Here is a 26,625-nt window from a genome sequence, read left to right as displayed (position 1 = left end):
GACTCGGGATAGGGGGTGCGGTGCGGGCCGTCAGGTCCGGCGCCACCGGCGGCGGACCGTCCGGCCCAAGGCGCGGAAGGCCTCCTGGATGCCGCCGGGCGCGACGAGCATCACGACGATCAGCGTCAGGCCGAAGATGGCCAGCGGGAGGTTGCCTTCCAACTTGTTCGCCAGCCGCGGGCTCAGGTCGAAGCCGCGGGTGACCTCGGTGGTGAGATATGGCAGTAGGACCAGCAACAGCGCGCCCCACGCCGCGCCGAACAGGCTGCCCAGCCCGCCGAGCACGATCGCCAGCAGCAGGTTGAGCGAGAGCGTCAGGCCGAAGACGCTCGGTGACACGCTCTGCGAGATGACGGCCAGCACGCCGCCGCCCAGGCCGGCGCAGGCGGCGCTGACCACGAACGCGAGCACCTGGGTGCGGGCCACGTGGATGCCGACCAGCTTGGCCGCCACCTCGTCGTCGCGCACCGCCTTGAACGAGCGGCCGAACCGGCTGTTGACCAGGTTGGCGACGACCAGCAGCGAGACCATGGCGGCGCCGATCGCGATCCACGCCTGCCACCGCTCCGGCGGGAAGTAGGGACCGAGCCCGGCCGGCGGCGAGTCCACGTAGACCGACAGGCCCTGGTCGGCGTTGAACAGGTCGGCGAACCGGGTGGTGAAGGCCGGCACGACCAGGGCGACGGCGAGGGTGACACCGGCCAGGTAGGGACCGCGCAGCCGGGCGGCGCACACCCCGATCAACGCGCCCGCGAGGGCCGCGACCAGCACGCCGAGGGCCAGCGAGATCGGTAGCCGCCAGGGGCCGAACAGGTCGCGGTCGCTGAACTCGTTCTGTGCCAACGCGACCGTGTAGGCGCCGCAGGCCATCAGCGCGCCGTGCCCGAGCGAGAGTTGCCCGTTGAGGCCGGTGAGCATGGTCAGGCCGGCGGTCACGCACAGGTAGGCGGCGACGGTGGCGAGTTGATAGTTGCGGAACGGGTCGATGCCGTAGCTGACGAAGTAGACGACCGCCGCGGCCACCGCCACCCAGAACAGGTGGCGCAGCAGCGTCGAGCCCTGGCCGGGCCGCAACGGGCGGGGCACCACGAAGCGGCTCATCGGCGACCGGGTGGGGCGGACGGGCACGGTCTGCGGTTGCTCGGCCGGCCGTGCGGGGTTGGTCGTGCTCATACCGTCCTCGCCCGTACGCTGGAGAAGATCCCACCCGGCCGGAGCAACAACACCGCGAGCAGCACGACGAGCACCGCGACCGGGGTCAGCGCCGCACCGAGATAGCCGCTGACGTAGGACAGGATCAGGCCGACGATGATCCCGCCGACCACCGCACCGACCGGGCTGTCGAGACCGCCCACGATGGCCGCCGCGAACGCGGAGGCGAACACGATGTCCATCGCATGTGGATGGAGACCGAGCTCCGTCGGCAGGATCAGCACGCCGGCCACCGCGCCGACGACCGCGGCGAGCGCCCAGCCGAGGGTGAGCATCCGGCCCACGTTGACACCGAGCAGCCGGGACACCTCGGGTGCGAAGGCCGCCGCCCGCATCCGCAGCCCGACGGCCGTGCGGGTGAACAGCAGCGCCAGCAACACCACGATGGCCGCCACCGTGCCCCAGATGAACAGGTCGTATCTGCTCATCAGCGGGATGCCGCCGACCTCGATCGCCGAGGTGTCGAACGGTTGGTTGGCCGCGCGGTATTCGCCGCCGAAGATCATGCCGACCACGGCGGTCAGGAACAGCACGAGACCGAGTGCCACGATGACGTCGTTGAGCGGGTTGGCGTGCCCGACGAAGCGCATCAGGCCGCGTTCCACCAGCGCGCCCAGCGCGAGACCGCTGACCAGCGCGACGAGGAACCCGACCAGATAGGAACCGACGGCATCGGAGATGGTGTACGCCGCATAGGCGGTCACCACGGCCATCGCACCCTGCGCGAAGTTGACCACCCGGGCCGCGCGCCAGATCAGCACCAGCGCGAGCGCGAACGCGGCGTAGACAGCTCCCCTCGACAACCCGTCGAAGGTGAGGAAGATGAAGCGGTCCAAACCGCGGCTCCTTTCGTGCGGCGGGGCGGGTCAGAAGCCGAGGTAGGCGTGGCGCAGGCGGTCGTCGGCGAGCAGTTGGTCGGCGTCGGCGGAGAGCACGATCCGGCCGAGCGACATCACCACTCCCCGGTCGGCGATGGACAGCGCGCCGCGCACGTTCTGCTCGACCAGCAACACGGTCAGGCCGGTGGTGTCGCGCAACTGCTTGAGCAGCGCCATGATCTGCGCGGTCACCTTCGGCGCCAGCCCGAGCGAGGGCTCGTCGAGCAGCAGCAGCGTCGGCCGGGCGACCAGGGCCCGGCCGAGGGCGAGCATCTGCCGCTCGCCGCCGGAGAGCTGATGGCCGAGGTGGCCGCGGCGGCGCGCGAGCGGGTCGAACAGCTCGTAGACCTCGGCCGTGGCCTTCTTGGCGTCGGCCTTGTCGGTGCGCCAGAGGCCGCCGAGCCGCAAATTCTCGTCGACGGTGAGCTCGGCGACCACGCCGCGCCCCTCGGGCACGTGTGCGATGCCGCGGCGGACGAGTTGCTCGACCTTGACGGCCCGCAGGTCGTCGCCGGCGAACAGGATGCGGCCGCCGGTCGGCTTGACCAGGCCGGTGATCGTGCGCAGCAGGGTCGTCTTGCCCGCGCCGTTGGCGCCGAGCACGGCCGTGATGGTGCCGGCCGAGACGGTGAGGTCGACGTCGCGCAGCACCGGCACCGCGCCGTAGCCGGCGTTGACCTTGTCGACGACCAACACGTCGGACCCGCTCACGGCCGCACCTCCGCACCGAGATAGGCCTCGGCGACGGCCGGGTTGTCGCGCACCTCGCCGGGCGTGCCGGCGGCGACCACGCGACCGAAGTCGAGGACGACGATCTGGTCGCAGACCTTCATGACCAGGTCCATGTGGTGCTCGACGAGCATCACCGAGCAGCCCGCGGAGACCCGGCTGGGCAGGTCGACGATCAGGGCGGCGAGCTCGTCGACGTCGTCGCCGCCGAGGCCACCGACCGGTTCGTCGAGCAGCAGCAGCCGCGGCCGGCCGACCAGCGCGCGGGCCAGGGCGACCCGCTTGCCGACGGCGTAGGGCAGCGTGCCGGGCCAGGCCTGGGCGTGCTCGGCGACGCCCAACTCCTCGAGCACGGTCATCGCCTCGTCGCGCAGCCGGCGCTCGTCGCGGTCGCTGCGGGGCAGCCCGAGCAGCGCGGAGACCAGGCCGGCGCGGGCGGTGTGTGTGGCCCCGGCCATCACGTTTTCCAGCACGGTCAGGCCGCGGAACAGCCCGACCCCCTGCAGCGTGCGGGCGATGCCCTGGGAGGCGAGCCGGTGCGGGCGGGGCCGCAGCGGGGCGCCTTCGAACAGGACGGAGCCCGCGTTGGGCTCGACGAAACCACAGACCACGTTGAACAAGGTCGTCTTGCCCGCTCCGTTCGGCCCGATGACGCCGACGACGGTGCCCGCGGCGGCTGCCAGCGAGACGTCTTCGAGGGCGACCAGGCCACCGAAGCTGACACCGACGCCACGCAGCTCGAGGACGGTGTCACCAGTGGGTTGCGACGTCATGTTCACCTCCCACCAGCAGCGACGGTCAGCTATTTACACTGGGAGTGTACTTTTCTCGATCGCCGCGTCAATGCCCTCGTTGCAGGGTCGTTACAACAGGGTGTACGCGGCCGTTGACGTCGGCGGGGGCGGTCGCCGGCAGCAGTTCGACGACGTGCTCGCGCTCGCGGCCGGAAACCTGGACCCGGTCCGGGCCGTTCCGTGGTGCCACGTCCACGATCGATGAGCATAACGCTCTCGAGTCGTGCACCCGACTGATCCGTAGCGCCGGAGTCCGCGGTGCCTATCGTGCCGGGCACATAGGACGGAGGACCCATGCGATCGATCGCACCTCGGCAACTGACCGGCGCTCAGGTCACCAGCCGGAAGAACTTCTCCCAGGCGCCGATCGCGGTGCGGTTGGCGATCAACGGGGCGGCGCCGGCCTTCTCGGCGGTGACGAACCGGTTGTTGACGGTGGCGCGCAAGCCGATCGTGCCGTCGGCGTTGGTGACGACCGCGAACTTCTCCCAGGCGCCGACGGTGGTGCGGTTGGCGACCAGCGGCGCGGTGCCGGCCTTGTCGGCGGTGACGTAGCGGCCGGTCAGCCGGGAACGGAAGGCGACCAGCCCGCCGCCGGCGTCGACCTCGTCGAACTGCTCCCCCGGCCCGACCTGCGCGCCGGTGGCGATCAGCGCGCCGGCCGCGTTGACATAACGGCCGTTGGCGTTGGCCAGCAGGGTGACCAGCGGCGGCGGCCGCACGGCGCGGAACTTCTCCCAGGCGCCGATCTCCGTGCGGTTGGCGATCAGCGCGGCCGCGCCGGCCCGCTCGGCCGTCACGAACTTGTTGTTGGCGTTGGCACGCAGGCTGATCGTGCCGTCGGCGTTGGTGACGACCGCGAACTTCTCCCACGGGCCGACCGCCGTGCGGTTGGCGATCAGCGCCGCGGCGCCGGCGTGTTCGGCGGTGACGTACCGGCCGTTGACCCGGGCGCGCAGAGCGACGAACCCGCCTCCGGCGTCGATCTGGTCGAACTGCTCCCACGCGCCGATGGCGGTGCGGTTGGCGATCAGCGGCGCGGCACCGGCGTTGGCCGCGGTCACGTAGCGGTTGTTGACGGTGGCCAGCAGGCTGGTCGGTGGGCCGGCGGCGAGCCGGGCGAGCGCCGCGTCGTCACCCTTGAACGCGTCGAGGTCGGGTGACGACCAGGCGGAGCCGGGTATCGCGCTGCCGGCCGCGTGCTGCCAGACGGCGAACGCGGGCCAACCGGCCGGCAACGGCGGCGGGTTCTGCGAATAGTTGGCCAGGAACAGCGGGTTGGCCGCGAACCGGGTGCTGCTCGCCGTGCACGGGTTCCACCAGTTGGTGTTCGTGTAGATCATCGCCTGGCGGCCGGTGCGCACGGCGATCTCGGTGACGAACTCCTGGATCCAGCTCACCAACTGGGCCGGTGTCATGTTGTAGCAGTCGCCCAGGCCCCAGTCGGCCCGCGGCCACTCGATGTCGAGCATCGGCGGCAGGCTGCGACCGTCGGAAGCGTAGGGCGCGAGGTCGAGCAGCACGTCGGCCTGCTGCTTGCCGCTGCTGAGGCCCGGGCGGGCGCGGTGGTAGGCGCCCGCGTAGACGCCGTTGGCCCGCGCCCCGGCCCAGTTGGTGGCGAAGAACGGGTCCGGGTTGTTGTTGGACAGGGGTCGCCCGTCCTGCTCGCTGACCCGGATGTAGGCGAACCTGGTGCCGCCCCGCGCCAGGGCGGCCCAGTCGAGGGCCGGCCCCTGGAAATAGGACACGTCGACGCCGCGGATGGCGTAGCCGGGCGGGGGCGGCAGTGCCGCCGCCGGTGACGCGACCGTGGTCAGACCCGCCGCTGCCAGGGTCGCGCCCAGCAGGACCGCGATTCCTCTGCGTGCCATCGGCTTACCCCGTCGCTAGGCGCGGTTGGTAGCCAGTCTCGACCCGGCGCGGCCCGGTCGGCATCGGCCGACCGGACGTTCATCGACCACCGATGATGGGTGCCCAGTCCGGACGGCGGCCGAGGTACTTCAACAGCAGCGCGGTGTCGGTGTCGGTCGGTTCCGGCGTGATCGCCGGGGCGAAGGCGAAGGCGCGCAGCGGCTCGACCATCTCCGCCGCGACCTTCCGCAGCGGGCGGGCGAGGTCGTCGGTCAGCGGTGACGGCTGCCCGGTGGCGACGGCGATGTCCCACGCGTGCACGGCGGCGTCGAGGGCGGCGGCACCGGAGCCGACCCAGGTCGGCAGCGGACCCAGCGGCAGTGGGGTCGGCGCGGTCTCGACGTCGTTGCCGACCGTCGACCAGGCCGCGGCGGCGGCGTTCAGGGTCGGGTTCAGGAACTCCATCGGGTCTTGGTCGAGGCGGCCGGACGGCGCGAACGGGTTCTCCGTCGGGCCGCCCTCGCCGGTGATCGCCGCGGCGTAGCCGAGTTGGTCGCCGGCGGCGTGCTGGAGCACCTGCGTGACGGTCCATTCGGCGCACGGGGTGGCCCGGCCCCAGTCGCCGGGGGCGACGGCCGCGACCGTCGCGCGCAACACGCGGTGCGCCTCGTCCAGCACGTCCCAGCCGCTGAGCGTGATGTTGTCGGTCATAAGAGCCCCTCCCCAAGGGGAACGGAATAGCCCGTTCCGTCGTGTCTCCAGACTAACGGAACGGATCCTTCCGTTCAAGTCCGGTCAGCAGCCGAGTGCGAACAGCAGCGCGGTCAGCGTCTTGACGGTGTAGGTGGCGGCGAGGCCCGGCGGGAGGGCGCGATCGTCGCGCTGGAGGAAGGCGGTGGCGATGCCCAGCGCAGCGGCGCCGGCGACGTCGCTCTCCGGGGAGTCGCCGACGTGGATGACGTCAGCGGCGGTCAGGCCCAGCCGCCGCAGGGCCAGTCGGAACGGCTCCGGGCGCGGCTTGTAGGCCCGGGCATCCTCGCTGGTGACCACACTGTCCACTGTGATGCGATGGTGGTCGAGCAGGGCCGCCAGCCTGTCCCGGTCGGCGTCGGAGACCAGGCACACCGGCACGTCGAGGGTGGCCAGGAACGGCAGGCTGTCGGGGAACAGCGGCGGGCGCGGCTCCCGCCGCTCGGCCAACTCGCGCGCGTCCACGCGTACGCCGAAGTGGGTCGCGGTCTGTTCGAGGCTGTCGACCGTGAGCTCGGCCAGCGGCCGGAAATCGGCACCGTGCGCGGCATCGGCCAACGCCCAGAACCGCGCGGTCCACTCGCCCGCCACCACCGCGGCGTCGATCCCGGCCAGGCCACCGACCAGTGACGCGGCCTCGGCCTCCCATGTGCCGTCGTCGCGCACGAGCGTGCCGTAGACGTCAAGCAACACGGCCCGATACACGCCGCCGATGCTAGATCAGCTGCCGTGTGCGGCGGCGACCGCCTCCGGCCGGGTGAGCCGGGTGCCGGAGGCGTGCACCCGCTCGAAGACGGCCGGGCCCAACGCCTCGCGGAGGTGGTTCGCCAGTTCGGCCTCGCGCCGCCGCAGTGACGGATAGACCCGCAACCCGGCCCGGCGGCGCAGGCCGTCGGCGGCGCCCAACAGCAACGCCGACCGTTCCAGGTTGGTCTCCACGAAGGACAGTTGCGCGAACATGGCCAGGCACAGGGTCACGAGCTGGGTGCTGCCGGCGGCCAGGCTCAGCTCGAGGCCCTCGTCGAACAGCGACCGCGACTCGGCCAAGCGGCCGCGCACGAGCGCCAGCGTGCCCAGCAACACCTGCGACGTGGCGGCCAGCCAGGCGTTGTCGGACTCCACGCCCAGGTCGTTGGCCTCGCGAAGGTGGTCGAGCGCGTCGTCGAAGTCGCCCGTGGTGGTCTCGAGCGAGCCCGCGGTCAGGCTGGCCGACGCGGTGCCGAGCGGCTCGTCCTGGCCGTGGAATTCGTCGAGCGCCGCCAGTGCCTCGCGCAGCGCGCCCGGGACGTCGCCGACCATCGTCGAGGTCCAGGCCATGGCCAGCTGGGTCGCCGCGTGCAGGTAGGGCTCCTCGATGCCGGGCAGCAACGGCTCAAGCCGTTCGCGGGCGGCCAGTGCGGACCGGTCGTCGCCGACCTCCCGGGCGGTGACCGTCGCCGTCCACAACAGCTCGGCCTGCCCGTGCGGATCCAGCGAGTCGACGGCGGGCAACAACTGCTCGACCCAGGCGCGCACCTCGGCCAAGTGGTCGCGCTGCGACCAGAACGGCCAGAGCACCCGGAACAGGTGCGGCAACGGGGTGATGTCATGGGCCAGATACCAGCGCACCATCACCGCCAGGTTGCCCGCCTCGGCTTGCAGCCGCTCCACCCACTCGCGCTGCCCGACACCGCGCAACGGCCGGTCCGCCTGGCGCGCCAGCGCCTCGTAGTGCTCGGCGTGCCGCTGCTGGATGCCGGCGGCGTCGGGGCGGGCGGCCAGCCGCTCGGCGACGTAGGCGCGCACCGTCTCCAGCATCCGGCAGCGGATGCCGAGACCGCCGTGGTCGAGTTGGATCAGGCTGTGCCGGGCCAGCGCGTCGGTGAGGTCGAGCGTCTCGTCCTCGCCGAGACCGGAGACGTCGGCCGCGGCGTCGATCGTCCAGCCGTCGACGAACACGGCCGCGGTCTCCAGCAACGACCGTTCGCGCGCGTCGAGCAGGTCGACGCTCCACTCGACCGTGTCGCGCAGGGTGCGCTGCCGCGCCGGCAGATCCCGCGCCCCGGCGCCGAGCGCGTCCAGCGAGGTGGAGAGCCTGGTCAACAACGCGGCCGGAGCGAGCAGCCGGGTACGCGCGGCGGCCAGTTCGATCGCCAGCGGCAGGCCCTCCAAGCGGCGGCAGATCGCCACCACCGCGGCGGCGTTCTCCTGGGTGAGCGCGAAGGTGTAGTGCACCGCCCGGGCCCGGTCGACGAACAGCGCGACCGCGGGGTTCGCCGCCAGCTCCTCGAGCGGCAGACCGTCGGCGGGCAGGGGCAGCGGCGGCACGGGGTATTCGCGCTCAGCCCGCAGCTCCAGCACCGTGCGGCTGGTCGCCAGCATCGTCACACCCGGGCACCCGGCGAGCAGGTCGCCGATCTCGCCGGCCGCGCCGACCACCTGCTCCAGGTTGTCGAGCACCAGCAACCAGAGTTCGTCGCCGAGCTGCCCGGCCAGCGCCCGCAGCGGCGCGTCCGTTCCGGCCAGGTCGGCGCCGACGTTGCGGGCGATCGCGGCCATCACCTCGTCGGGCCGGGTCAACCCGGCCAGCGGCACGAACACCACCCGGGCGGCGAACCGGTCGTGCAACCGCTCGGCGGCGGCGACCGCGAGCCGGGTCTTGCCGACGCCGCCGGGCCCGGTCAGCGTCACCAGCCGCACGTCCGGCCGTTCCAGCAGACCGGCCACCTCGTCGATGGCCCGCTCCCGCCCGACCAGCGAGGTCCGGCCGACCGGCAGCGGGTTGGGCCCGCTGGGCACCGCGGCCGCGGGCCGGCCCGCGGCGAACCGCTCGCTCAGCAGCAGCGCGAGGTCGTCGCGGACCAGCCGGCTCAGCTCGTTGGTGTCGCGGAAATAGCGGAACGAGGTGGGATCTTCGGCGCCGATCCGGGCGAGCAGCTCGTCGAGCCGGGTTTCGCGGTCGGCTTCCGGATCCTTGACGTAGACCAGCCGCGGCAGGGCCCGCGCCAGCTCGAACTCGTCTTCGAGACCGGAGACGTCCATGCCGGGCGCCAGCCACCCGTACTGCTGCCAGTAAAGGCCGATGAAGATGTCGCTCTGTTCGAGATAGGCGCGGTAGACCGCCTGCGGCGGGTGCGGGCGGGCGCCCTGCTCGAACATCACCGGCGTGAGCCGCAGGGCCGAGATGGCCTGTGACACCGCCGCCCGCTCGTCGGCCAGTTCGCGCAGCGTCGAGCTGACGAAGACCCGCAACCGCTGATCCGGAGTCCGGATCAACGGTTCGAACTCCTCCGCCGCACGCGCCACCATCCCAGTCTTGTGCGAACGGGGCGGCCTGCGCCGAGGTTCGGCGATGCCGGAGCTTGTGCGGCCGGTGGGGCGGGGGCGGCCGGTGGGGTGCGTGTCAACGGCTGACGGCGGTCTCCTGCTCGATGCGGGAGAGCTTCTCCGGATTGCGTACGGCGTAGACGCCGGTGACCAGGCCGTCGCCGACGCGTACGGCCAGGACGGTGTCGATTTCGCCGTCCACCCGGAAGACGAGTGCGGGATGGCCGTTGACCTGCGCCGGCTCCAAGGTGCCCATGGTCGCGATCCGGCTCAGGCCCGCCGCCAGCAGGCGGGACACCTTCCTGACGCCGACGACCGGCACCACCACGGCCTGCACGACTCCGCCGCCGTCGCCGAGGAAGACGACGTCGGGGGCGAGGATGTCGACCAGCCCCTGCAGGTCGCCGGTCGCGCTGGCGCGTTGGAACGCCTCCAGCGCGTCGCGGGTCTGCGCCTGGGTGACCTCGCCGCGTGGGCGGCGGGCGGCGACGTGGGCCCGGGCCCGGTGGGCGATCTGCCGGACGGCGGCCGGCGTCTTGTCGACGGCCTCGGCGATCTCGTCGTACTCCAGGTCGAACACGTCGCGCAGCACGAAGACCGCGCGCTCGGTCGGGTTCAGCGTCTCCAGCACCAGCAGCATGGCCATCGAGACGCTGTCGGCCAACTCGACGTCGTCGGCCACGTCGGGCGCGGTCAGCAGCGGCTCGGGCAGCCACGGGCCGACGTAGGACTCCTTGCGGCGGCGCAGCGTGCGCAGCCTGATCAGCGCCTGCCGGGTGGTGATCCGCACGAGGTAGGCGCGCCGGTCGCGGACCTCGGCGAGGTCGACACCGACCCATTTGAGCCAGGTCTCCTGCAACACGTCTTCGGCGTCCGCGGCGGAGCCGAGCATCTCGTAGGCGACCGTGAAGAGCAGGTTGCGGTGCTCGACGAACACCTCGGTCGCTTCTTCGCTCATGACTGGCTCCTACCCACTCGCTGTCGACGCTGCCACACACGAGATGCCGCCGCACATCGCTTTGTGACACGACGCCGCGGTGGTGTGGGTCACTGTCACAGCGCCGGGCCCGGCGGCATCTCGATGTGCGTACCTCGATGAAGAAGGAGTTTGGGTCATGAACGAGCACCAGACGGTCGCGCTGGTCACCGGCGGCAACAAGGGCATCGGCCGGGCGACCGCCGAACAACTCGCCGCGCTGGGCATGACGGTTCTGGTCGCCGCCAGAAACCCACGCCTGGGCGAGGAGGCCGCCGCCACGCTGCGAGCGGGCGGCGGCGACGCGCACGCGATCACCCTCGACGTCACCGATCCGGCCACCATCAGGGCGGCCGCCGCCGTGGTCGCGGAGCGGTACGGCCACCTCGACGTGCTGGTCAACAACGCCGGCACGACGGGCTCCGGACAGGTCTCGCCGCAGGACGCCTGGGATCAACTGCCCAGCGCGGTCGACCTGGACATGGTGCGCGGCGTCCTGGAGACCAACGTGCTCGGGGTGATCGCGGTGACCAACGCGATGCTGCCGCTGCTGCGCCGCTCGCCGGCGCCGCGCATCGTCAACCTCAGCAGCCATGCCGCGTCGATGACCATCACCGGCAGCCCCGACGGCCGGTTCTCGACCCTGCCGCAGTCGGCGGCGTACGCGCCGTCGAAGGCCGCGGTCAACGCGCTCACCGTGCAGTACGCCAACGAGTTATGGAAGGACGGCATCCTGGTCAACGCGGCCGCGCCCGGGTTCTGCGCCACCGACATGAACAACCACGCCGGGTTGCAGAGCCCTGCCGACGGCGCCGCGGTCGTGGTGCGGCTGGCGACGCTCGGCGCCGACGGGCCGACCGGCGGGTTCTTCGGTGCGGACGGGACGGTGCCGTGGTGAACCTCGCCCTGTGGATCGCTGCCGGGTTGCTCGCGGCCGTGTTGCTGGGGAGCACCTCGAAGATGTTCGTACGCCGGGAGAAGATCGCCTCGTTCGGTCGCGCCGCGGAATGGGTGCTCGACTTCAGCCCCGGCGCGCTGCGGGCCATCGGCACCCTGGAGATCCTCGCCGCGGCGGGGCTGATCCTGCCCGCCGCGCTGGACATCGCGCCGGTCCTGGTGCCGGTCACAGCGACCTGCGTGGCGGCGCTGTTCACCGGTGCGGCGATCATGCGGCTGCGCCGGGGCGAACGGGCGACGATCGCCGCAGACCTGATCTATCTCGCCGTCGCGGTGTTCGTGGCCTGGGGGCGGTTCGGACCCGAATCGTTCGCCGGGTGAGGCTTACCGGAGGGTAAGGCCGGCCTGTCTCCTCGGCCCGGAAAGCTCACCTCGCGGCCATATCGCCGGCCATCGACCAGACGCCATATTAATGCGCATGACGATGTTGCTGCGGTTACCGGTCGTCCTGGCGGCGACCGGGCTGGCCCTGGCCGGCTGCGTCCCCTCGTCCGGCGGTGGCAACGGAGCCACCGCCGGCGGCGGGGCCGGTCCCGCACCGTCCGCGAGCGCGGCGCCCGCGGCGGTCACCGAGATCCAGATCGACAAGTCCTATTGGTACGCCGGCTTCAAGGTCACCCTGGGCACGGCCCGCGTGGTCGACGCGTCCTCCGGCGGCGGGAAGGCCGTCACGATCGAGGGCGTCTTCCAGAACCTCAGCACCGAGTACGAGCGCGAGCCGACCGAAGAGGCGCTGCTGACCGTCGGCGACCGCACCTACGCCGACCTGGACGATCCCCTGCTCGACCTGCCCGAGGTGCCGGCCCAACGCAGCCAGCCCGGCACCTACGCGTTCGAGGTCGACGAGCACTTCGTGCTTCCCGAGGCCGTGCTGATCGTCGGGAAGCCCGCCGACCGGCAGGCGACGATCCCGTTCAGCGGCGCCGACGGGCTCGTCGCGCTCGAGCCCAGGCCGGTGCCGGTCACCGGCAAGGTGCTGGCGTCGAAGTCCGGCGGTGTCTTCATGACCGTCTCGGCGGTCGAGGTGCGCTCCGACGAGCCCTACCTGCACGGCCAGGCGCCGACCGGCCAGGAGTTCCTGCGCCTGAGCTTCTCGGCCACCAACAACACCGACGCCGGGTTCGCCTGGGTGTTCGACCGCGACCTGCACCTCAAGATGCCCGACGGCACCTCGCTCGGCACCGCCGACAACTGCAGCCGGGCACAGATCTATCCACCGCCGCACGGCAAGGTCGACGGCGGGCTGGCCTGCTTCCTGGTGCCGGCACCGGCGACCGGCACCTACCTGCTCACCTGGTTCGGATACGACAGGGGCGGGCTGCGGGTCCCAGTGCATTGACGGTCGTAGAATGCGCCCGATGACGCTGGACGCCGGACGCGGTGAAGCGACACACGGGACCGGCGCGCAGGCGCCGGTCCTGCTGCCGGGCGACCCGCGGCGGGTGGGCGGGGTGCGGCTGCTCGGCCGGCTCGGCCAGGGCGGCATGGGCGTCGTCTACCTCGGCGAAGACGACAACGGGCGGCGGGTGTGCGTCAAGGTCATTCGACCGGAGTACGCCACCGACGCCCGCTTCCTGGCCCGGTTCGCGGCCGAGGCCGAGGCGGCCCGCCGCGTCGCCCGCTTCTGCACCGCGCAGGTCCTCGGCGCCGGCACCGACGGCGACCGGGCCTACCTGGTCACCGAGTTCATCGACGGCCCCACGCTGACCGCGGCCGTAGCGCAGGACGGCCCGATGCACGGGTCCACACTCGACAGTCTGGCCATCGGCATCGCGGCCGCCCTCAACGGGATACACGCCGCCGGTGTCGTGCACCGCGACCTGAAGCCGAGCAACGTGCTGCTGTCGCGGGTCGGCCCCAAGGTGATCGACTTCGGGATCGCGCGGGCGCTGGACGCGCTGGAGCGGTTCACCGAGTCCGGCAACGTCGTGGGCACGCCGTCCTACATGGCGCCGGAACAGTTCCGCGGTGCGGCCACCACGGCCACCGACGTCTTCAGCTGGGGCGCGGTCGTCACGTTCGCCGCGACCGGGCAACCGCCGTTCGGCACCGGCCCGGCCTACCAGCTCATGCACCGCATCCTGTCGGACCCGCCGGATCTCGGTGCGCTGGACCGCCCCCTCCGCGACCTGGTCGGCCAGGCCCTCGACAAGGAACCCAACGGGCGCCCGACCGCCCGGACGCTGCTGCTCGCCCTTGTCGGCGACGACGCCGACCCGATCGACGCCAGCTCACGGATCCTGTCGACACAATGGACGGCGCCGACGCTGACCGCTCCCCCGCCGACCCAGGTCGACGACAGCGGCGTCGCGGGCCCGTTGCTCGACCGTCCGCTCGTCGACCGGACGCCGGCCCGGTCCTGGCGGACGCGGGCGCTGCTGGCCACCGCCGCCGCCGCGCTGGTCGCGGTCACGATCGCGCTGGCCCTCAACGTTCACGGCGACGGCACCCCCGACGATGCCGGCCCACCGAGCGGCGCCACCTCGGCGTCGGCCACGCCGTCTGGCGCCGCCACCGGGCAGCCCGGCGCCGGTCCGGCGTCGCCCGATGCGCCGGGGTCGTCCGATGGGCCGGGGTCGTCTGATGGGCCGGGGTCGTCTGATGGGCCGGGGTCGTCCGATGGGCCGGCCGCGACCGGCGCCCCGCCGACCGGTGGCCGGACGACGGTCGTCGTCGGCGACCGCGTCCCGGCGACCGGCTCCATCGCGCTCGGCGTGGGCGAGATCCGCCACTACCGCCTGCACCTCGACCGGAAGCTCGACCTGTTCGTGACCGGCGACAGCTGCAGCGACCTGGTCAGATGGCAGCTGTTCCACCTCGACGCCGGCTCCGTCGGCGACGGCAACCTCTGCGGGCAACGCGGCCCGTTCACCCTGCCGGCCGGCGACTACGAACTGCGGGTCGGCGCACCCCGGGTCGGCGGCAGATACTCGTTCCGGCTCACCGGCCGATGAGCGCTGTCCCGGCCCACCTCGAGATGTGGGGCAGCGGCGGCGCGTCGATGATCCCGCTCGACGGCGACCGGATCACCCTGGGCAGCGCCGACTCCAACGACCTGGCCGTGCCGGCCGACCGCCGCCTCTCCCGGTTGCACGCCGTCTTCGAGCGCTACTCGGCCGGCTGGTGCGTGCGCGACCTCGGCTCCCGCAACGGCACCTACGTCAACGGGCAGCGAATCTGGCAGGAGCGCGTGCTCACCGACGGCGACGAGATCCGGGCCGGCTCGTCTCGTTTCGTGCTGCGCTCCGGCCGGGTCCCCGCCGGCCAGCCCACCGAGGCGGGCGCACCGCCGCCGGAGCTCACCGGCCGCGAACGCGACGTGCTGGTCCAGTTGTGCCGCCCGCTACTGGCCGGCGCGCTGTTCACCGAGCCGGCCTCCAGCCGGGAGATCGCCGCCGCCCTCGTGGTCACCGAGGCCGCGGTCAAGCAGCACCTGCTGCGCCTCTACGAGAAGTTCGGCATCCTCGACGAGGGCGAGCGACGCCGCGTGCGGCTGGCCAACGAGGCCATGCTCCGCGGCGCCATCACCCGCGCCGACTTGCGCTAGTGCCCCGCGGAACCGCGACAGCGACGCGCACAGCGAGCCGCAGGTGATCGGGCTGCCGCAGACGGGAGCGCAGCCTTAGCCGCCGCCGCTGGTGGCGGCCGCGATGGCCATCATGGTGAAGGTCCGCTTGCGGCGGCGGGTGAGGATCGCGAAGCACGCGGTCAGCACCACCAGGTCGAGGTCGACCCAGGGGCCGGTGACCTCGACCCGGACCCCCGAGCCGGGCCAGCCCGTGCGCACCTCGATCCGGCTCGCACCGCGGGTGAGCACGCCGGAGTGCCGGCCCAGCCGCCACTCGGCGGGTCCGCCGGGGCCGGGCACCTGCGAGCCGCGCGGGTGCAGGCGGACCACCGGCCGCTCCACCGCCCGGGCGACGACGCCCAGGCGGTGGAAGTCGGTGATGTCGACCTGCCAGCGGCCCAGGTCGGTGCTGATCTCGCCGCGCCGCATCGACACGCCCGTACGCAGCGCCGAGTGGCCGCCGTCGAGCAGGTAGGCGCCGCGCTTCTTGCGCACGGTCATCGTCTGTGTGGTCGTCATCGGGCGCTCGCCCAGCGCAGGCCCGCGATGACGACCGCGGCGACGGTCAGGTGCAGGGCGGCCAGGCCGAGCGTGGCGCCCGCCGTCTCACCGCCCAGCGGGCCGAGCAGCGAGATGACGAACACGACCGTCGCGACGACGGTCCAGATCCGCCGGCCCCGGGTGCTGACCCGCTGGAGCAGGGCCAGCAGGCCCCAGGCGGCCAACGAAACGAGCAGGGACACGACGGCGACCGGCCCGGCGCCTACGTGTGTCACGGTGCTGCCGCTGCGGACGGCCAGGTCCACGCCGCCGGCCTGGTGCACGGCGAGGAACACCACCTCGGCGGCGACCGCGGCGGCGGCGACGACGGCCGCGCCGCGTACCGGAGAAGCTGTCTTGACTGCCTTGAGCTCTGTCATGCCGATGAGTTTCGGGGCCTATGACGGTGCCCGGCATCGATCCCGGCGGCCGCCCGGCTACGACTTTGGTCGGTGGTCGGGCCACGGACCTCGCGTCTAGCCTGACCGCGTGACCACGATGACGCTCGACGAGCCGTGCCCGGTCGCCAAGCGGCCGCCCCGCGCGGTCGCGGTGGTCTCGACGGTTATGATCGCCGCGCTGGTGGGCGCGACGCTGTGGGCGACCCTCGCGTCCGGCCGGGCCGGGCCTCGCTGGCTCGACATCGCGATCGCGCTGGCCTCGTGCGCCCTCGTCCCGGTCTCGGTGATCCGCCCGGTGACCGGCGGCCTGCTGCTGGGCGCGCTGGCCTTCCTTTCGCCGGTCGCGACGCCGGCCGCCACCTTCGCGGCGCTCAACGCGGCCCGGCAGCGCCGCTTCATCCCCGCCTTCGGTGTCGCGCTGGCCGGCGTGGCCGGGCACGCGGTGCAGGGTCTCTGGCGGCCGTTCGCCGGAGTGTCCTACGGCTGGTGGCTGCTGCTGATGTCCCTCGCCTACGCCGCTCTGCTCGGTTGGGGCACCTGGGCGCAGGCGCGCGTGGCGCTGATGCAGTCGCTGGTGGAACGGGCCCGCCGCGCGGAGGCCGAGCAGGGCCGGCGGGTCAGCGAGGCCCGGCTGGCCGAGCGGGCATTGATCGCCCGCGAGATGCACGACGTCCTCGCGCACCGGCTGTCGCTGCTCGCGACCTATGCCGGCGCGCTCGAATACCGGCCCGACTCGCCGCCGGAGCGGCTGGCGGCGGCCGCGGGCGTCATCCGCACCGGGGTGCACCAGGCGCTCGACGAGTTGCGCGAAGTGATCACCGTGCTCCGGGAGGATCCCGCCGATCCCGACGGCCCGGCCGGCCCAAGCCTCGGCGACGTGCCGCGCCTGGTCGAGGAGGCCCGCGATGCCGGGCTCGCGGTGTCGTTCGACGACCGGACCGGCACGGCGGCGGAGGCGACCCCGGTGGTCGGGCGGACCGCGTACCGCATCGTCCAGGAGGGCTTGACCAACGCCCGCAAGCACGCCGCGGGCCAGCCGGTGGCGATCACGCTGGCCGGCCAGCCGGGCGGTGAGCTGGCCATCGACGTGCGCAACCCGCTCTCCGCCGGGCTGCCGGAGCTGCCCGGCGCCGGCGTGGGGTTGATCGGCCTGACCGAACGGGTCAGCCTCGCCGGCGGCCGCCTCGACCACGAGGTCGACGCCGCCGGAGAGTTCCGCCTGAGCGCCCGGCTACCGTGGCGCACATGATCAACGGTGTCCGGGTCATCGTCGTCGACGACGACCCGCTGGTTCGCTCGGCCCTCACGATGATGCTCGATGGCGCCAAGGGCATCACGGTCGTCGCGACCCTGGCCGACGGCGACGAGGTGCCGGCAGCGGTCGACCGGCACGGCGTCGACGTGGTGCTGATGGACATCCGCATGCCGCGGGTCAACGGGATCGTCGCGACCCGCCGGCTGCGGGCGCGCCCGAACCCGCCCGAGGTCATCGTGCTGACGACCTTCGACACCGACGACCATGTCGTACGCGCGTTGCGCGCCGGCGCGAGCGGCTTCCTGCTCAAGGACACCGACCCGGCCCGGATCGTCGACGCGATCCTGTCGGTCGCGGCCGGCGAACCGATCCTGTCGCCGGCCGTCACCCGGCGCCTGATGGAACGGGTGTCGACCGGGGCGGTGGCCTACGAGCGGGCCCGGGCGGGCCTGGCGGCGCTGAGCCCGCGCGAGCGCGAGGTCGCGCTGGCGGTGGCGAAGGGCCAGACGAACGCCGAGATCGCCGCCGAGTTGGCGATGAGCGTGGCGACGGTCAAGGCACACGTCACGCACATCCTCACGAAGCTGGACCTGACCAACCGGACCCAGGTCGCGATGCTCGCCCACGACGCCGGCCTCATCTGACCGAGTCCTATGCCGGGCGCCGGTCGACGAGCGGCAGGGCCAGATCCCACAGGCGGTCGGCCGCTTCCGGGTCGAGGGCGTGTGCGGCCACGCCGGCGGTGGCATCGGGACCACCGGGTACGACCGGCGCCTCCCGGTTGTCTTCGAAGTAGCGCCCGGTGACGCCCGCCACCGTCGGCGAACCCGCGAGCAGCACCGTGGTCGAGGCGCCCTCCGCGGCCGTCTTGTAGTGCGCCGGCATGAGCAGGCCGCCGTCCTCGTCCATCGCACCGAACCGGACCATGGTCTCCCGGTCGATGTGCCGCTGCAGCTTGGTGTGGATCACGCCAGGTGCCAGCGAGTTGGCCACGATGCCGTCCGCCGCCCAGCGCTTCGCGATGCCGACCGCGAGCAGCACGTCGGCCGTCTTCGACTGCCCGTAGGCCGCCCACGCCTCGTAGGGCCGGCGGTCGAACTGCGGGTCGTCGACGTCGAGCGGCCACGCGAGGTGCGCACCGGAACTGACCGTGATCACCCGGGCCGAGCCGGCGGCGGCGAGCGCGTCGTGCAGCCCATAGGCAAGCGCGAAGTGGCCGAGGAAGTTGGTGGCCAGTTGCAGTTCCCAGCCGGCGGGCGTGGTCTGGCGGGTCGGCAGCGCCATGATCCCGGCGTTGGCGACCAGGGCGTCCAGCGGCCCGTCCCACTCCCGCACGAACGCCGCGACCGAGTCGAGGTCGGCCAGGTCGATCTGGGCGGCGCGCACCCGCCCGGGGATTTCGTCGATCAGCGGCTTCGCGTGGTCAGGGTCGCGGGTGGCCACGGTCACCTCGGCGCCGGCTCCCGCGAGGGCCCGGACCGTCTCGGCCCCGATCCCGGAGGCTCCCCCGGTGACGATCATCCGGCGGCCGGTCAGGTCAACACCGGCAAGAATCTGGGCGCCGGTCGTACGCGCATCGAATTCAGTCATGCCTGTTACGGTACGAAGCCGGTGCGCGACGATGAATAGTTGATGGTCCCGTCCTCTTTAGCGAGCGTCCAGCCATGGATCCATTGGAAGATGTCCTGACCTTGACCGGGGTGACCGGTCGCCTGTCCGCCGGCCTGGCCGCGGGTGGCCGCTGGGGACTGCGCTTCCGGCCGCTGACGGGGGTCAAGTTCAACGCCGTGCGGCGCGGCCGGTGCCTGCTCGTCGTCGACGGGGTGGCCGAGCCGATCACCCTCGTGGCCGGCGACTGCTTCCTGCTCACCCGACCGGTCGCGTTCGACCTGGCCAGCGACCGCGACGCCGCCCTGGAGCCGGCCGAGCCCGCGTTCCTGGCCGCGACCGACGGCGTGGCCCGGGCCGGCACCGGCGACGACGTGCGGTTGATCGGCGGCCGGTTCGACTTCCGCGAGCGGGCCCGGGCGCTGTTGCTCGACGGGCTCCCGGCGGTGATCCACGTGCCGGCCGCCACCGTCGAGGCCGACGCGGTGCACTGGTCGATCAACCGGATCGACCTCGAGACGCGCCGCGGCCAGCTCGGCTCCACCCTGGTCGCCGAGCACCTCGCCGTCGTGATGCTGATCCAGGTGCTCCGCTTCCACCTGGCCACGGCGGCCACCCCCGGGTCCGGCTGGCTCGCAGGCCTGACCGACCCGGTGGTCGGGCCGGCGTTGCGGGCGATGCACGCCCGGCCCGCCGACCGCTGGACCGTCGAGGCGCTGGCCGGCGAGGCCGCGGTGTCGCGGTCGACGATGGCCGCCCGGTTCCGCCAGGTGATCGGCACGGGCCCGCTGGAATACCTGACCGGCTGGCGGATCGAACTCGCGGCGGACCGGTTGCGCCGCGGCGACGGCACGATCGCGAGCATCGCGCGCGACGTCGGGTACGGGTCGGAAAGCGCGCTCAGCGTCGCGTTCAAGCGGGTCACCGGCTCGTCGCCGGCGGCCTACCGGGCCCTGCGTCGGGCAGGAGCCGTCGCGCCGTGAGCGCAGCCCGCCTCGCTCAACGAGACGGGGCTCGATGATCGGCAGGAGACGTGGTCGGCGCTGACGTTCACCGACTCGCCGCGAATGCCGTCTGCCTGACAGACGTCGCCGGGCCGCGGTCGTAGAGTCCGTCGCATGACGGCCTTGGTCGATCCGAACTACGCCGACCGGCGGGGCTTCGACGGCGAGTTCCTCGGCGCCGACCTGCCGTTGCCCGGCCTCGCCGACGGCGTCGCGGTCGCGGTCGGGCCGGGCGCCACCGACGGCATCCTGCGCTACCACCACTTCAGCGTCGTCATGAACCCCGCCCGCCGCCTGGCGATCTTCAGCGCGGCCAACGTCGACGGGCGGCGCCGCTTCAGCGAGGTGCGGCACGCCGACCGCTGGATCGTCGACCCGCGGATGCCGGACGCCCAATCCGGGAACGGCCTCTACACCGCCAACGACCTCGACCGCGGCCACCTGACCCGACGGGCCGACATGCTCTGGGGCGACACCGCCGGCGAGGCGAGCGCGGCGGTCGCCGACACGTTCCATTACACGAACTGCGCGCCGCAACACCGCGACTTCAACCAGAACGACACGACGTGGCAGGGCCTCGAGGACTACATCCTGGTCACCGTCGGCGACCACCGGCTACGCGCCAACGTCTACACAGGACCGATTCTCGACCCGGACGACCCGCCCTACCGCGGCGTGCTGATCCCCCGGGCGTTCTGGAAGGTGGTCGCGGTGGCCACGGCCGACCGGGTGCACGCGACCGCCTACCTGATCGAACAGACGGACCTGCTCGATGCGCTCGGCCGGGCCGCGGAAGAGCCGCCGCTGGGCGCGTTCCGCACCTACCAGACCTCGGTGCGACACATCGAGTCCCGCACCGGGGTGCGCTTCGGGCCGCTGCACAGCTACGACCCGTTGGAGCCACCGCAGGGCGACGCGGAAGAGCCGACCCCGTTCGAACTGCACGGGCTGCACGACATCAAGCTCTGACCGCCCTGGCTGGGCGGGTGCGGCCGCGATCGCCCGCCCGCGGCGGTGGCTTGCAGCAGGCGGGTCAGGCGCGGTTCGACGTCGAGGGCCGCGTGGGCCCAGCGCGGCTCCTGGGCGTATTGCTCACGCAGCGTCGCCGTCGGGTGGGACCGCTGCCAGGGCACTCCGGGCGCCGTCGCGATGAGGTCGGCCGCCTGGGTGGCTGTCACCCGGCGGCCGGGCGGACCCCGCCGGCCGAGGCCGCCCCCGCCGGCCGGCTAGGCCGGGCTGCGGGCGATCAGCGAGGGGCTGGCCGAGGCCGCCGCGGCGCAGCGCGGACCGGAACGCGGCGGGGTCGGCGGCCGGATCCTCCGCGAGACATCGGTCGGGATCCACTCCGCCGGTCTCGATCAGGGCCTTCGGCTCGTCTGACCGGCGCGCGCAGATGGTGATCGGATACGGTATGGGCGGCGTGGACACTCGTTCTACCAGGTTAGGGACGCTCTCAGTGGCCAAAGAGACCATCGTGAAGCTCGTCGACGACATCGACGGCAGCACCGCCGACGAAACGGTGACGTTCGCTCTCGACGGCGTCGTGTTCGAGATCGACCTGTCCGACGAAAACGCCGGGAAGCTGCGGCAGACGTTCAAGCCGTTCGTCGAGGCCGGCACGCGGGTGACCCCCGACGGCACCCGCCACACCCGCACGGTCATCTCCGCCGAGGGTGCGAGCCTGCGCGAGGAGACCCGCGCGATCCGGTCCTGGGGCCAGAAATACGGCCCGCAACTCGGCCTCGACACCGTCGGCGACCGCGGCGCCATCCCGCAGCGGGTCCGCGAGGCCTACGAGAAACACGAAGGCCGCGCACCCCGGGCCGCCCTCGCGTCACCCTTCCTGGCCCCCGGCTCATAGTTGGGCACTGAGCCTAGGTCGGCCGCGCCCGGTGCGTCGCGGCGGCCTGGCTTACCGGGTAGTTGTCAGCATCGCCTCGTCGATCATGTCCGGGGTGCAAAGCATCACGTCTTGATCACCGCGCGGCCTCAGGCCACCTCCCCAGGCGACACCCAGCCCATACGGGACCCCGGATTCGCCCAGGGACTCGGCGAACGCCTGCCGGTAGGCCAGTAAGTCGAACAACGCCTTGCGGGCTGCGGTGGCTACGCCGCCTGTCTGGCTGAGCTTGCACTCGATCAAGAGTGTTCGCCGGCTTCCGGTTCGCGCCTGCCAGCGCAGCACGAGGTCAGGTCGCAGGTCAGGCTGACCGCGAAATTCATGGCGAGCCAGAATCTGCCGGTATGCAGAAGAAGCTAATACGCGTGGGGTCGTCTGGTACCACAAGTCAATCTGACGTCCGTCGGCGCTGGTGCCACGGGTCTCGATCGCCCCGCGAAACAACCGCAGGGGCTCGAGGTTCCAGCCGTGGACGCCAAGGGCGCTCATCACCCTAAACAGGGTCAACAACTCGAAAAGGGTGGAGTGTTGAGCCGTGACCAGCCCCACCTCTTCAATTGCCGCCCGGATCGCAGCACGGTCGCAACGCCGAACGAGCAGGTCCCACTTGCGGTAGGCCGCAAGCACGGGCTGATACCTCCGGCGGGTGCGCCCGCCGGCGATTCGGCCTAATGATCGCGTTGTTGGAGGGATTCGGTCGATCGTCGCCAGCATACTGCTGTTCTGCCATTTGCTGGCTTCGAGCAGGTGGTTGCGTATGGTGGTTGCCGGCTCATGTCGCGTGCGGGTCAGATGCCACTTGCTGGCGACCGCAAGTGTCACCACAGCATCGAGCACATGAGCCAAGAGTTCATTCTCTGGCGTCTGGTATGCCCGATCGACCGGCGCCGTCACGTGAAGATGCGGCGTTCCGCTGGTCAGCCGGCCGGTCATAGTCTGGCCCCAGCTAACCGCGCCCCGGACCCGCTCAGTGCTGCGCTCCTCGTCACGGACCGAGGTGGTGCTGAGACGCCTGGCCAGATCGGGAAGTTGACGAAGGAACTCGCTCACCTCGGTGCTCAGGAGAAAGTAGAGCTTGGCTAACTCAGCGACGTCCTCCACTGGCCAGCCCAGGAGTGCGCTAGCAACGACCAGACCTGGTCCTTCACGTTGGGAGGCCGGAGACACGTAGGACCAGATCTGCTCGCGAACCTCGGCGATTCGAGAGGGGCGCTCCCACGGCAACTTCTGCATCACGCGCCGGCCCGCGCCTACGCGCCGTCGGGTGCGTCGTCGTCCGCATCGACGGTGACGCCTAGAACATCGCGGAGACTCGCCTTGAGCCGATCTTGCTGACCGGCACCGACGAGGGGTGACAACGTTCGGAACAAGCGTCGGCCGTCGCGCTCGTCGATTCCCTCGAACTGCGGCAAGAGAAAGCTATAGAACAACTGGAATGCAAGCGCTCCGTCGGAGCCGACGTAACCCATCCTCAAATAATGAGGCGCAAACAACGCCATGTCTTTAAAAACGGCCGGTCCGAGCTGTTTGATCGCCCGGAGCGGCTCAAGCCCAGCGAGGATCTTCCCAACCCTTTTCGCCATCTCGTCAGACAGTCCATTTAGTTCCCTTTGCCAGATTTCTTCCAGCACCTCCGCGCCAGGTGCCGGCACCTCGACGAACGCGAACCGACGCATCAACGCGTACGACATCTCGAATAAGAGAGTCTTGTCAAAAACGTTCATCGTCGCGATGATCCGCCAGTCAGGCGGCACATCGATGACGGAATACCCATCGCGCCTATACCTTGTGGCGCTTCCGGCCACAGCTAGCACGATCCTCTTGCCGCTCACGTGGTCTTCATACGGAAGCACCACGGACTGCCCGGAAAGGAGGGTAAACAACTGACCGAAGGCTCGGTCGAAATTTGACCGATTCAGCTCGTCGATAATCAACCACCGTTTCGCTGCAGCGGCCTCCAAGCACAAACCTGGGCGAAATTGCAGCTGCATACCATTGTTCGCCGGCCGCAGACCACCTATGGTCTCATAGGTCGTCCAGTCGGCCGTGGCAGTAGTCAGTGTGTAGCCACGCGACAGTCCGGCGTCCACAGCGAGTTGACACACGATTTCGGCTAACGTCGTCTTGGCGGTGCCCGGCGGGCCCGTAAGGATCAGATGCTTTCCACTTAAGACTGATGCAATGACAGCGCGGTAGACCTCGTCACCAAGCTGGAGACCGTACGGCGGCGCCGAAGCGCGGCCTCGTAGCGTGGCAAGGTCGAACATCGCGAGCGGCGGGCTTGGGTCCAACTCCTCACCTCCGTCAGTGACGCCGTCTGCGAAGCAATAGTCGAAGAGAGGTGCCGCTGCCTCGAGCATATTCAGGTAGGCGTCAGCGATGCCATCACCCAAGGTCTCCAGCTCCGCGATTGAGAAAAAGCGGGAGACGCTGGCTTCGGTCCCTTCCGGATTGGATGCGTAACGCAGCCATTCGCGAATGTCCCGAAACTCTCGTACGCCTGGTGGCTGTCGCCAAGCGGACAGGAACCTAGCCTCCTTTGGCAGCGCGTCGGCCACATCTTCAGCGAGCGCATGCGGAGCCGACCGGAGCCGGGATTGCAAGGTCTGTAGGTATTGCTCGCCGTCCCGTCGCAGGTCAGTCTGTTTCAGCTGCGACGTGCCCGACCCGAGGCACAGGCACAGCTCTGCGCCGTCCGCTGAAATGATCAGCGCCACCTGCAGGGCGTAAGACTTGTTCGGTGAATTCTTCGGGTAGACACAGCACCACAGGTCTCTGGGCGTTCGACCATTGGGGTTGAGCGTGCTGACGAAAGCCTCGAGTTCGACCTTTGTTGTCGCGTTTCTCGCCACCCATTTTGCGAGGTTATCCAGTCGGAACCGTACGCTCCGGAAGACCTCTTGATCGTCGGCGGATACCGTCTCCTCGCTCCAGTTGATCCTCACTGGATAGCGTGCGAACACCTTGCAATCTGCCTCCGCAAACGACGCTCCCGGACGGCTTTTGCCAGTTGCCACGTCGACGTTCATCCCTGCACTTTAGACGGACGATCTTCGCCCCGTCAGCCCCCAATCGGCGGCCTAGCCGTCTCGAGCGTCCGCGAAACCGTCCTAGGTCAAGCGGCCCATCACGAGGGCCTCGGCGGCGAACAACTGATCGCAGGGCACACTCGCGTTTGCTGGTGGGCGTGCTGCCAGGCCAGCGCGACCCGGGCCGGGAAGCCGGTCAGCTCGCCCAGTGCGGATCGCGCCAGCGGGCTTCCTCCGGCAGTCCGAGTAGCCGCACCCGGTGCGACAGCCGCTCGGAACCGTCGACGTGCCGAAGGCGGTCCGGGGCGTGGCGGAGCAGCCAGTCGGTGAGCTCTCGCCGGAGCGCGGCATCGTCCTGCACCGCGTTCCACGTGTCCCACGGGAGTTCGTCGGCCATCAGCCTGTCGTCCCATTCGACGAGCGTGTCCGCGAGGTGCCGGTCGGCGACGCCCGCGGGCATCGACTCCCACGCGGCGAGCCACGGCTCGAGCCTGCCGGAGGCGGCGGCGAGCACCGGGAGCACCTCGTAAGCGGGCGCGGCGGGATGCGGATCCGTCAGCGTGTGCGCCCACCAGGCGGCCAGGAACTCCCAGACCGCACCGGCCTGCTCGGCCGGCCAGCGCTGCCAGTCGCTGTCGCGGAACAGCACCCCGATCGCACCGACAGCCTCGAGGGTCATGACGCGTCCGCCGGCGAGGGTCGTGGCGAACTGCGGCAGGATCCGGCGCAGGATCGACGCGTAGTCGCTCCAGTCGCTCCGCCAGGTCCGCCGCAGCAGGTCAGGATCGAGTGGCACGTCCGGCGTCTTCAACAACGCCAGTTCCTCGGCGCTGCCCCAGTGGCACTCGCAGTTGTTCTCGTCGGGGTGGGCGGTCATCCCACGGAACGCGTTGGCCACGCCGGTCAACGCGGCATCGAGGCGGAGCCGGGTGTCGAGAATCGTCATGTCGGCGCCTTCGGGGACTCGGTCAAAAGATCAGCGAACCGGATGGCGCGTAAGGACGGCGGCGAGCGCGGCGTTGCGACGGGCGAACTCGGCCCAGCCGGGCGGGCCTGACGCGCCCGAACCCGGTTTGGCACACCGCATCTGGCGCCAGCCGGAGAGCCGGCCCGCGCGTACGTCGAACCGCAGTTGGATCCCGTCCGACCAGCCGGAGAACGCGACGTCCGAGGTCGCCATCGTGGTTGCCCGCTGGGTTGCGGTGATCCAGGCGATTGCCGAGATCTCCTCGTGCAACCGGCCGGCGAGCTCGAATGCCTCCACGCGGGAGGCCTCGTCGCGCCGCCGGGCCAACTCGTCGCTCACCGCGCTCGCCGCCGCCGGGTCGCGCTCCAGCACAGCGACGATGGCGGCAGCCAGGTCCGCGCGGCTGTCCGCGTCGACCCGGCGCACCCGGCCCATCTCGCGCCCGGCGCCGCTGAGCCCGGTGCCGGCGTAGTGCAGGGGAAACACCCGGTGCAGCGCCGACAACGCCAGCCGGAGCCTGTTGCCGCCGAGATAAGGACCGAACGACCTGACACCCGCTCTGGTACGCGGCTCGTGCGCCAAGCTCAACCCGGGCGTCGCCACCGACGTGTCCACCAGCAGGTAGACCGGCGACTCCTGACCGCCGACCGTGCGGTTCCACCGGGGCAGCGAGCGCTCGAGCAGGTTGCGCTCGGCCCACGCCGCCTCGTGCCCGGAGGCGCAGACGATGGCCTCGATCCGCGCGATGGACGCCACCATGGTGCGCAGGTGCCGGCGGTCGCCGAGGTCGCCCCAGTAGGAGGCGACCCGGCGTCGCAGGTTCAGCGCCCGGCCGAGGTAGACGACGCGCCCGTTCGCGTCGCGGAACCGGTAGACGCCGGGTTCCTCGGGCAACGTCGC

At 71.4% G+C, this 26,625-nt stretch carries 27 protein-coding genes; 10 read left to right on the top strand and 17 right to left on the bottom strand.

What is annotated here, in order from left to right; all coding sequences use genetic code 11:
- Window positions 1-30: 30 nt before the first annotated feature.
- The 10 genes from AB0J74_RS17865 to AB0J74_RS17820 all read right to left on the bottom strand — a co-directional run bounded on the left by AB0J74_RS17865 (window position 31) and on the right by AB0J74_RS17820 (window position 10,478).
- Window positions 31-1,173 carry a branched-chain amino acid ABC transporter permease gene (locus tag AB0J74_RS17865; RefSeq protein ID WP_363449073.1) on the bottom strand — a complete coding sequence of 381 codons (1,143 nt, stop codon included), beginning with the start codon at window positions 1,171-1,173 and terminating at the stop codon, window positions 31-33.
- Window positions 1,170-2,048: a branched-chain amino acid ABC transporter permease gene (locus tag AB0J74_RS17860; RefSeq protein WP_363449071.1), complete on the bottom strand. Its 879-nt coding sequence runs from the start codon at window positions 2,046-2,048 to the stop codon at window positions 1,170-1,172. The genes AB0J74_RS17865 and AB0J74_RS17860 overlap by 4 nt, the downstream gene beginning before the upstream one ends.
- A 30-nt stretch (window positions 2,049-2,078) precedes the next feature.
- Complete coding sequence (locus AB0J74_RS17855) at window positions 2,079-2,801, bottom strand: ABC transporter ATP-binding protein (protein WP_363449069.1); 723 nt, start codon at window positions 2,799-2,801, stop codon at window positions 2,079-2,081.
- Window positions 2,798-3,592, bottom strand: a complete 795-nt coding sequence (locus AB0J74_RS17850; RefSeq protein WP_363449067.1) for an ABC transporter ATP-binding protein — start codon at window positions 3,590-3,592, stop codon at window positions 2,798-2,800. Before AB0J74_RS17850 ends, AB0J74_RS17855 begins: the two co-directional genes overlap by 4 nt.
- A 67-nt stretch (window positions 3,593-3,659) precedes the next feature.
- Window positions 3,660-3,809: a hypothetical protein gene (locus AB0J74_RS17845; protein ID WP_363449065.1), complete on the bottom strand. Its 150-nt coding sequence runs from the start codon at window positions 3,807-3,809 to the stop codon at window positions 3,660-3,662.
- 133 nt (window positions 3,810-3,942) lie between these two features.
- The gene (locus tag AB0J74_RS17840) at window positions 3,943-5,484 is read right to left on the bottom strand and encodes a GH25 family lysozyme (RefSeq protein WP_363449063.1); all 1,542 of its coding nucleotides are present in this window, start codon (window positions 5,482-5,484) and stop codon (window positions 3,943-3,945) included.
- A 79-nt stretch (window positions 5,485-5,563) separates the two neighbouring features.
- Window positions 5,564-6,175, bottom strand: a complete 612-nt coding sequence (locus AB0J74_RS17835; RefSeq protein ID WP_363449061.1) for a TIGR03086 family metal-binding protein — start codon at window positions 6,173-6,175, stop codon at window positions 5,564-5,566.
- Window positions 6,176-6,259: 84 nt separating this feature from the next.
- Entirely contained in the window at window positions 6,260-6,919 is a 660-nt protein-coding gene (locus tag AB0J74_RS17830; RefSeq protein WP_363449059.1) for an HAD family hydrolase, read from the bottom strand.
- A 15-nt stretch (window positions 6,920-6,934) separates the two neighbouring features.
- The gene (locus AB0J74_RS17825; protein WP_363449057.1) at window positions 6,935-9,499 is read right to left on the bottom strand and encodes a DUF4062 domain-containing protein; all 2,565 of its coding nucleotides are present in this window, start codon (window positions 9,497-9,499) and stop codon (window positions 6,935-6,937) included.
- A gap of 97 nt (window positions 9,500-9,596) precedes the next feature.
- Window positions 9,597-10,478 (bottom strand): RNA polymerase sigma-70 factor, encoded by an 882-nt coding sequence (locus tag AB0J74_RS17820; RefSeq protein WP_363449055.1) that lies wholly within the window; start codon window positions 10,476-10,478, stop codon window positions 9,597-9,599.
- A gap of 157 nt (window positions 10,479-10,635) precedes the next feature.
- On the opposite strand from AB0J74_RS17820, the gene AB0J74_RS17815 reads away from it, so the two are divergent.
- The 5 genes from AB0J74_RS17815 (at window position 10,636) to AB0J74_RS17795 (ending at window position 15,000) form a co-directional block, all read left to right on the top strand.
- Window positions 10,636-11,394 (top strand): SDR family NAD(P)-dependent oxidoreductase, encoded by a 759-nt coding sequence (locus AB0J74_RS17815; protein ID WP_363449053.1) that lies wholly within the window; start codon window positions 10,636-10,638, stop codon window positions 11,392-11,394.
- Entirely contained in the window at window positions 11,391-11,774 is a 384-nt protein-coding gene (locus tag AB0J74_RS17810; RefSeq protein ID WP_363449051.1) for a DoxX family protein, read from the top strand. Before AB0J74_RS17815 ends, AB0J74_RS17810 begins: the two co-directional genes overlap by 4 nt.
- Window positions 11,775-11,871: 97 nt before the next feature.
- Window positions 11,872-12,792 carry a hypothetical protein gene (locus AB0J74_RS17805; RefSeq protein ID WP_363449049.1) on the top strand — a complete coding sequence of 307 codons (921 nt, stop codon included), beginning with the start codon at window positions 11,872-11,874 and terminating at the stop codon, window positions 12,790-12,792.
- Window positions 12,793-12,811: 19 nt separating this feature from the next.
- On the top strand, window positions 12,812-14,407 hold the full coding sequence (locus AB0J74_RS17800) for a protein kinase (protein ID WP_363449047.1): 1,596 nt from the start codon (window positions 12,812-12,814) through the stop codon (window positions 14,405-14,407).
- On the top strand, window positions 14,404-15,000 hold the full coding sequence (locus tag AB0J74_RS17795; protein ID WP_363449045.1) for an FHA domain-containing protein: 597 nt from the start codon (window positions 14,404-14,406) through the stop codon (window positions 14,998-15,000). Before AB0J74_RS17800 ends, AB0J74_RS17795 begins: the two co-directional genes overlap by 4 nt.
- A gap of 75 nt (window positions 15,001-15,075) precedes the next feature.
- On the opposite strand, the gene AB0J74_RS17790 is transcribed toward AB0J74_RS17795, so the two are convergent.
- Together AB0J74_RS17790 and AB0J74_RS17785 are read right to left on the bottom strand one after the other, a co-directional pair.
- Window positions 15,076-15,540: a hypothetical protein gene (locus AB0J74_RS17790; protein ID WP_363449043.1), complete on the bottom strand. Its 465-nt coding sequence runs from the start codon at window positions 15,538-15,540 to the stop codon at window positions 15,076-15,078.
- Window positions 15,537-15,941, bottom strand: a complete 405-nt coding sequence (locus AB0J74_RS17785; RefSeq protein WP_363449041.1) for a DUF6069 family protein — start codon at window positions 15,939-15,941, stop codon at window positions 15,537-15,539. The genes AB0J74_RS17790 and AB0J74_RS17785 overlap by 4 nt, the downstream gene beginning before the upstream one ends.
- Before the next feature lie 118 nt (window positions 15,942-16,059).
- Here AB0J74_RS17785 and AB0J74_RS17780 point away from each other — a divergent pair, with 118 nt between their 5' ends.
- Window positions 16,060-17,211: a histidine kinase gene (locus AB0J74_RS17780; protein ID WP_363449632.1), complete on the top strand. Its 1,152-nt coding sequence runs from the start codon at window positions 16,060-16,062 to the stop codon at window positions 17,209-17,211.
- Entirely contained in the window at window positions 17,208-17,861 is a 654-nt protein-coding gene (locus tag AB0J74_RS17775) for a response regulator transcription factor (protein WP_363449039.1), read from the top strand. Before AB0J74_RS17780 ends, AB0J74_RS17775 begins: the two co-directional genes overlap by 4 nt.
- 7 nt (window positions 17,862-17,868) lie before the next feature.
- Here the strand turns inward: AB0J74_RS17775 and AB0J74_RS17770 are convergent, their stop codons facing one another.
- Complete coding sequence (locus AB0J74_RS17770) at window positions 17,869-18,807, bottom strand: SDR family NAD(P)-dependent oxidoreductase (protein ID WP_363449037.1); 939 nt, start codon at window positions 18,805-18,807, stop codon at window positions 17,869-17,871.
- A gap of 74 nt (window positions 18,808-18,881) precedes the next feature.
- Here AB0J74_RS17770 and AB0J74_RS17765 point away from each other — a divergent pair, with 74 nt between their 5' ends.
- The 3 genes from AB0J74_RS17765 (at window position 18,882) to AB0J74_RS17755 (ending at window position 21,690) form a co-directional block, all read left to right on the top strand.
- Entirely contained in the window at window positions 18,882-19,808 is a 927-nt protein-coding gene (locus AB0J74_RS17765; RefSeq protein ID WP_363449035.1) for an AraC family transcriptional regulator, read from the top strand.
- 135 nt (window positions 19,809-19,943) lie between these two features.
- The gene (locus AB0J74_RS17760) at window positions 19,944-20,798 is read left to right on the top strand and encodes a DNA/RNA non-specific endonuclease (RefSeq protein ID WP_363449033.1); all 855 of its coding nucleotides are present in this window, start codon (window positions 19,944-19,946) and stop codon (window positions 20,796-20,798) included.
- A gap of 442 nt (window positions 20,799-21,240) precedes the next feature.
- Window positions 21,241-21,690 (top strand): Lsr2 family protein, encoded by a 450-nt coding sequence (locus tag AB0J74_RS17755; RefSeq protein WP_363449627.1) that lies wholly within the window; start codon window positions 21,241-21,243, stop codon window positions 21,688-21,690.
- Window positions 21,691-21,741: 51 nt separating this feature from the next.
- Here the strand turns inward: AB0J74_RS17755 and AB0J74_RS17750 are convergent, their stop codons facing one another.
- The 4 genes from AB0J74_RS17750 to AB0J74_RS17735 all read right to left on the bottom strand — a co-directional run bounded on the left by AB0J74_RS17750 (window position 21,742) and on the right by AB0J74_RS17735 (window position 26,619).
- Window positions 21,742-22,965: a hypothetical protein gene (locus tag AB0J74_RS17750; protein WP_363449031.1), complete on the bottom strand. Its 1,224-nt coding sequence runs from the start codon at window positions 22,963-22,965 to the stop codon at window positions 21,742-21,744.
- Between the two features lie 14 nt (window positions 22,966-22,979).
- Complete coding sequence (locus AB0J74_RS17745) at window positions 22,980-24,758, bottom strand: AAA family ATPase (RefSeq protein ID WP_363449029.1); 1,779 nt, start codon at window positions 24,756-24,758, stop codon at window positions 22,980-22,982.
- Between the two features lie 196 nt (window positions 24,759-24,954).
- Window positions 24,955-25,704, bottom strand: coding sequence for a hypothetical protein (locus AB0J74_RS17740; RefSeq protein ID WP_363449027.1), 750 nt, complete (start codon window positions 25,702-25,704; stop codon window positions 24,955-24,957).
- A 30-nt stretch (window positions 25,705-25,734) separates the two neighbouring features.
- Window positions 25,735-26,619, bottom strand: a complete 885-nt coding sequence (locus AB0J74_RS17735; protein ID WP_363449025.1) for a hypothetical protein — start codon at window positions 26,617-26,619, stop codon at window positions 25,735-25,737.
- Window positions 26,620-26,625 lie beyond the last annotated feature (6 nt).

The organism is Asanoa sp. NPDC049573 (assembly GCF_040676615.1).
Lineage (GTDB): Bacteria > Actinomycetota > Actinomycetes > Mycobacteriales > Micromonosporaceae > Asanoa.
Note: the sequence above shows the minus strand (reverse complement) of the source record. Positions and strands in the feature narration are given on the sequence as shown.

Bases quoted from the DNA above. Each gene is read 5' to 3' on its own strand.
- AB0J74_RS17805 (WP_363449049.1), top strand. From the start codon at position 11,872: ATGACGATGTTGCTGCGGTTACCGGTCGTCCTGGCGGCGACCGGGCTG.
- AB0J74_RS17865 (WP_363449073.1), bottom strand. From the start codon at position 1,173: ATGAGCACGACCAACCCCGCACGGCCGGCCGAGCAACCGCAGACCGTG.
- AB0J74_RS17785 (WP_363449041.1), bottom strand. From the start codon at position 15,941: ATGACAGAGCTCAAGGCAGTCAAGACAGCTTCTCCGGTACGCGGCGCG.
- AB0J74_RS17790 (WP_363449043.1), bottom strand. From the start codon at position 15,540: ATGACGACCACACAGACGATGACCGTGCGCAAGAAGCGCGGCGCCTAC.
- AB0J74_RS17835 (WP_363449061.1), bottom strand. From the start codon at position 6,175: ATGACCGACAACATCACGCTCAGCGGCTGGGACGTGCTGGACGAGGCG.
- AB0J74_RS17800 (WP_363449047.1), top strand. From the start codon at position 12,812: ATGACGCTGGACGCCGGACGCGGTGAAGCGACACACGGGACCGGCGCG.
- AB0J74_RS17765 (WP_363449035.1), top strand. From the start codon at position 18,882: ATGGATCCATTGGAAGATGTCCTGACCTTGACCGGGGTGACCGGTCGC.
- AB0J74_RS17775 (WP_363449039.1), top strand. From the start codon at position 17,208: ATGATCAACGGTGTCCGGGTCATCGTCGTCGACGACGACCCGCTGGTT.
- AB0J74_RS17850 (WP_363449067.1), bottom strand. From the start codon at position 3,592: ATGACGTCGCAACCCACTGGTGACACCGTCCTCGAGCTGCGTGGCGTC.
- AB0J74_RS17780 (WP_363449632.1), top strand. From the start codon at position 16,060: ATGACGCTCGACGAGCCGTGCCCGGTCGCCAAGCGGCCGCCCCGCGCG.
- AB0J74_RS17770 (WP_363449037.1), bottom strand. From the start codon at position 18,807: ATGACTGAATTCGATGCGCGTACGACCGGCGCCCAGATTCTTGCCGGT.
- AB0J74_RS17815 (WP_363449053.1), top strand. From the start codon at position 10,636: ATGAACGAGCACCAGACGGTCGCGCTGGTCACCGGCGGCAACAAGGGC.
- AB0J74_RS17840 (WP_363449063.1), bottom strand. From the start codon at position 5,484: ATGGCACGCAGAGGAATCGCGGTCCTGCTGGGCGCGACCCTGGCAGCG.
- AB0J74_RS17740 (WP_363449027.1), bottom strand. From the start codon at position 25,704: ATGACGATTCTCGACACCCGGCTCCGCCTCGATGCCGCGTTGACCGGC.
- AB0J74_RS17820 (WP_363449055.1), bottom strand. From the start codon at position 10,478: ATGAGCGAAGAAGCGACCGAGGTGTTCGTCGAGCACCGCAACCTGCTC.
- AB0J74_RS17760 (WP_363449033.1), top strand. From the start codon at position 19,944: ATGACGGCCTTGGTCGATCCGAACTACGCCGACCGGCGGGGCTTCGAC.
- AB0J74_RS17795 (WP_363449045.1), top strand. From the start codon at position 14,404: ATGAGCGCTGTCCCGGCCCACCTCGAGATGTGGGGCAGCGGCGGCGCG.
- AB0J74_RS17755 (WP_363449627.1), top strand. From the start codon at position 21,241: ATGGGCGGCGTGGACACTCGTTCTACCAGGTTAGGGACGCTCTCAGTG.
- AB0J74_RS17745 (WP_363449029.1), bottom strand. From the start codon at position 24,758: ATGAACGTCGACGTGGCAACTGGCAAAAGCCGTCCGGGAGCGTCGTTT.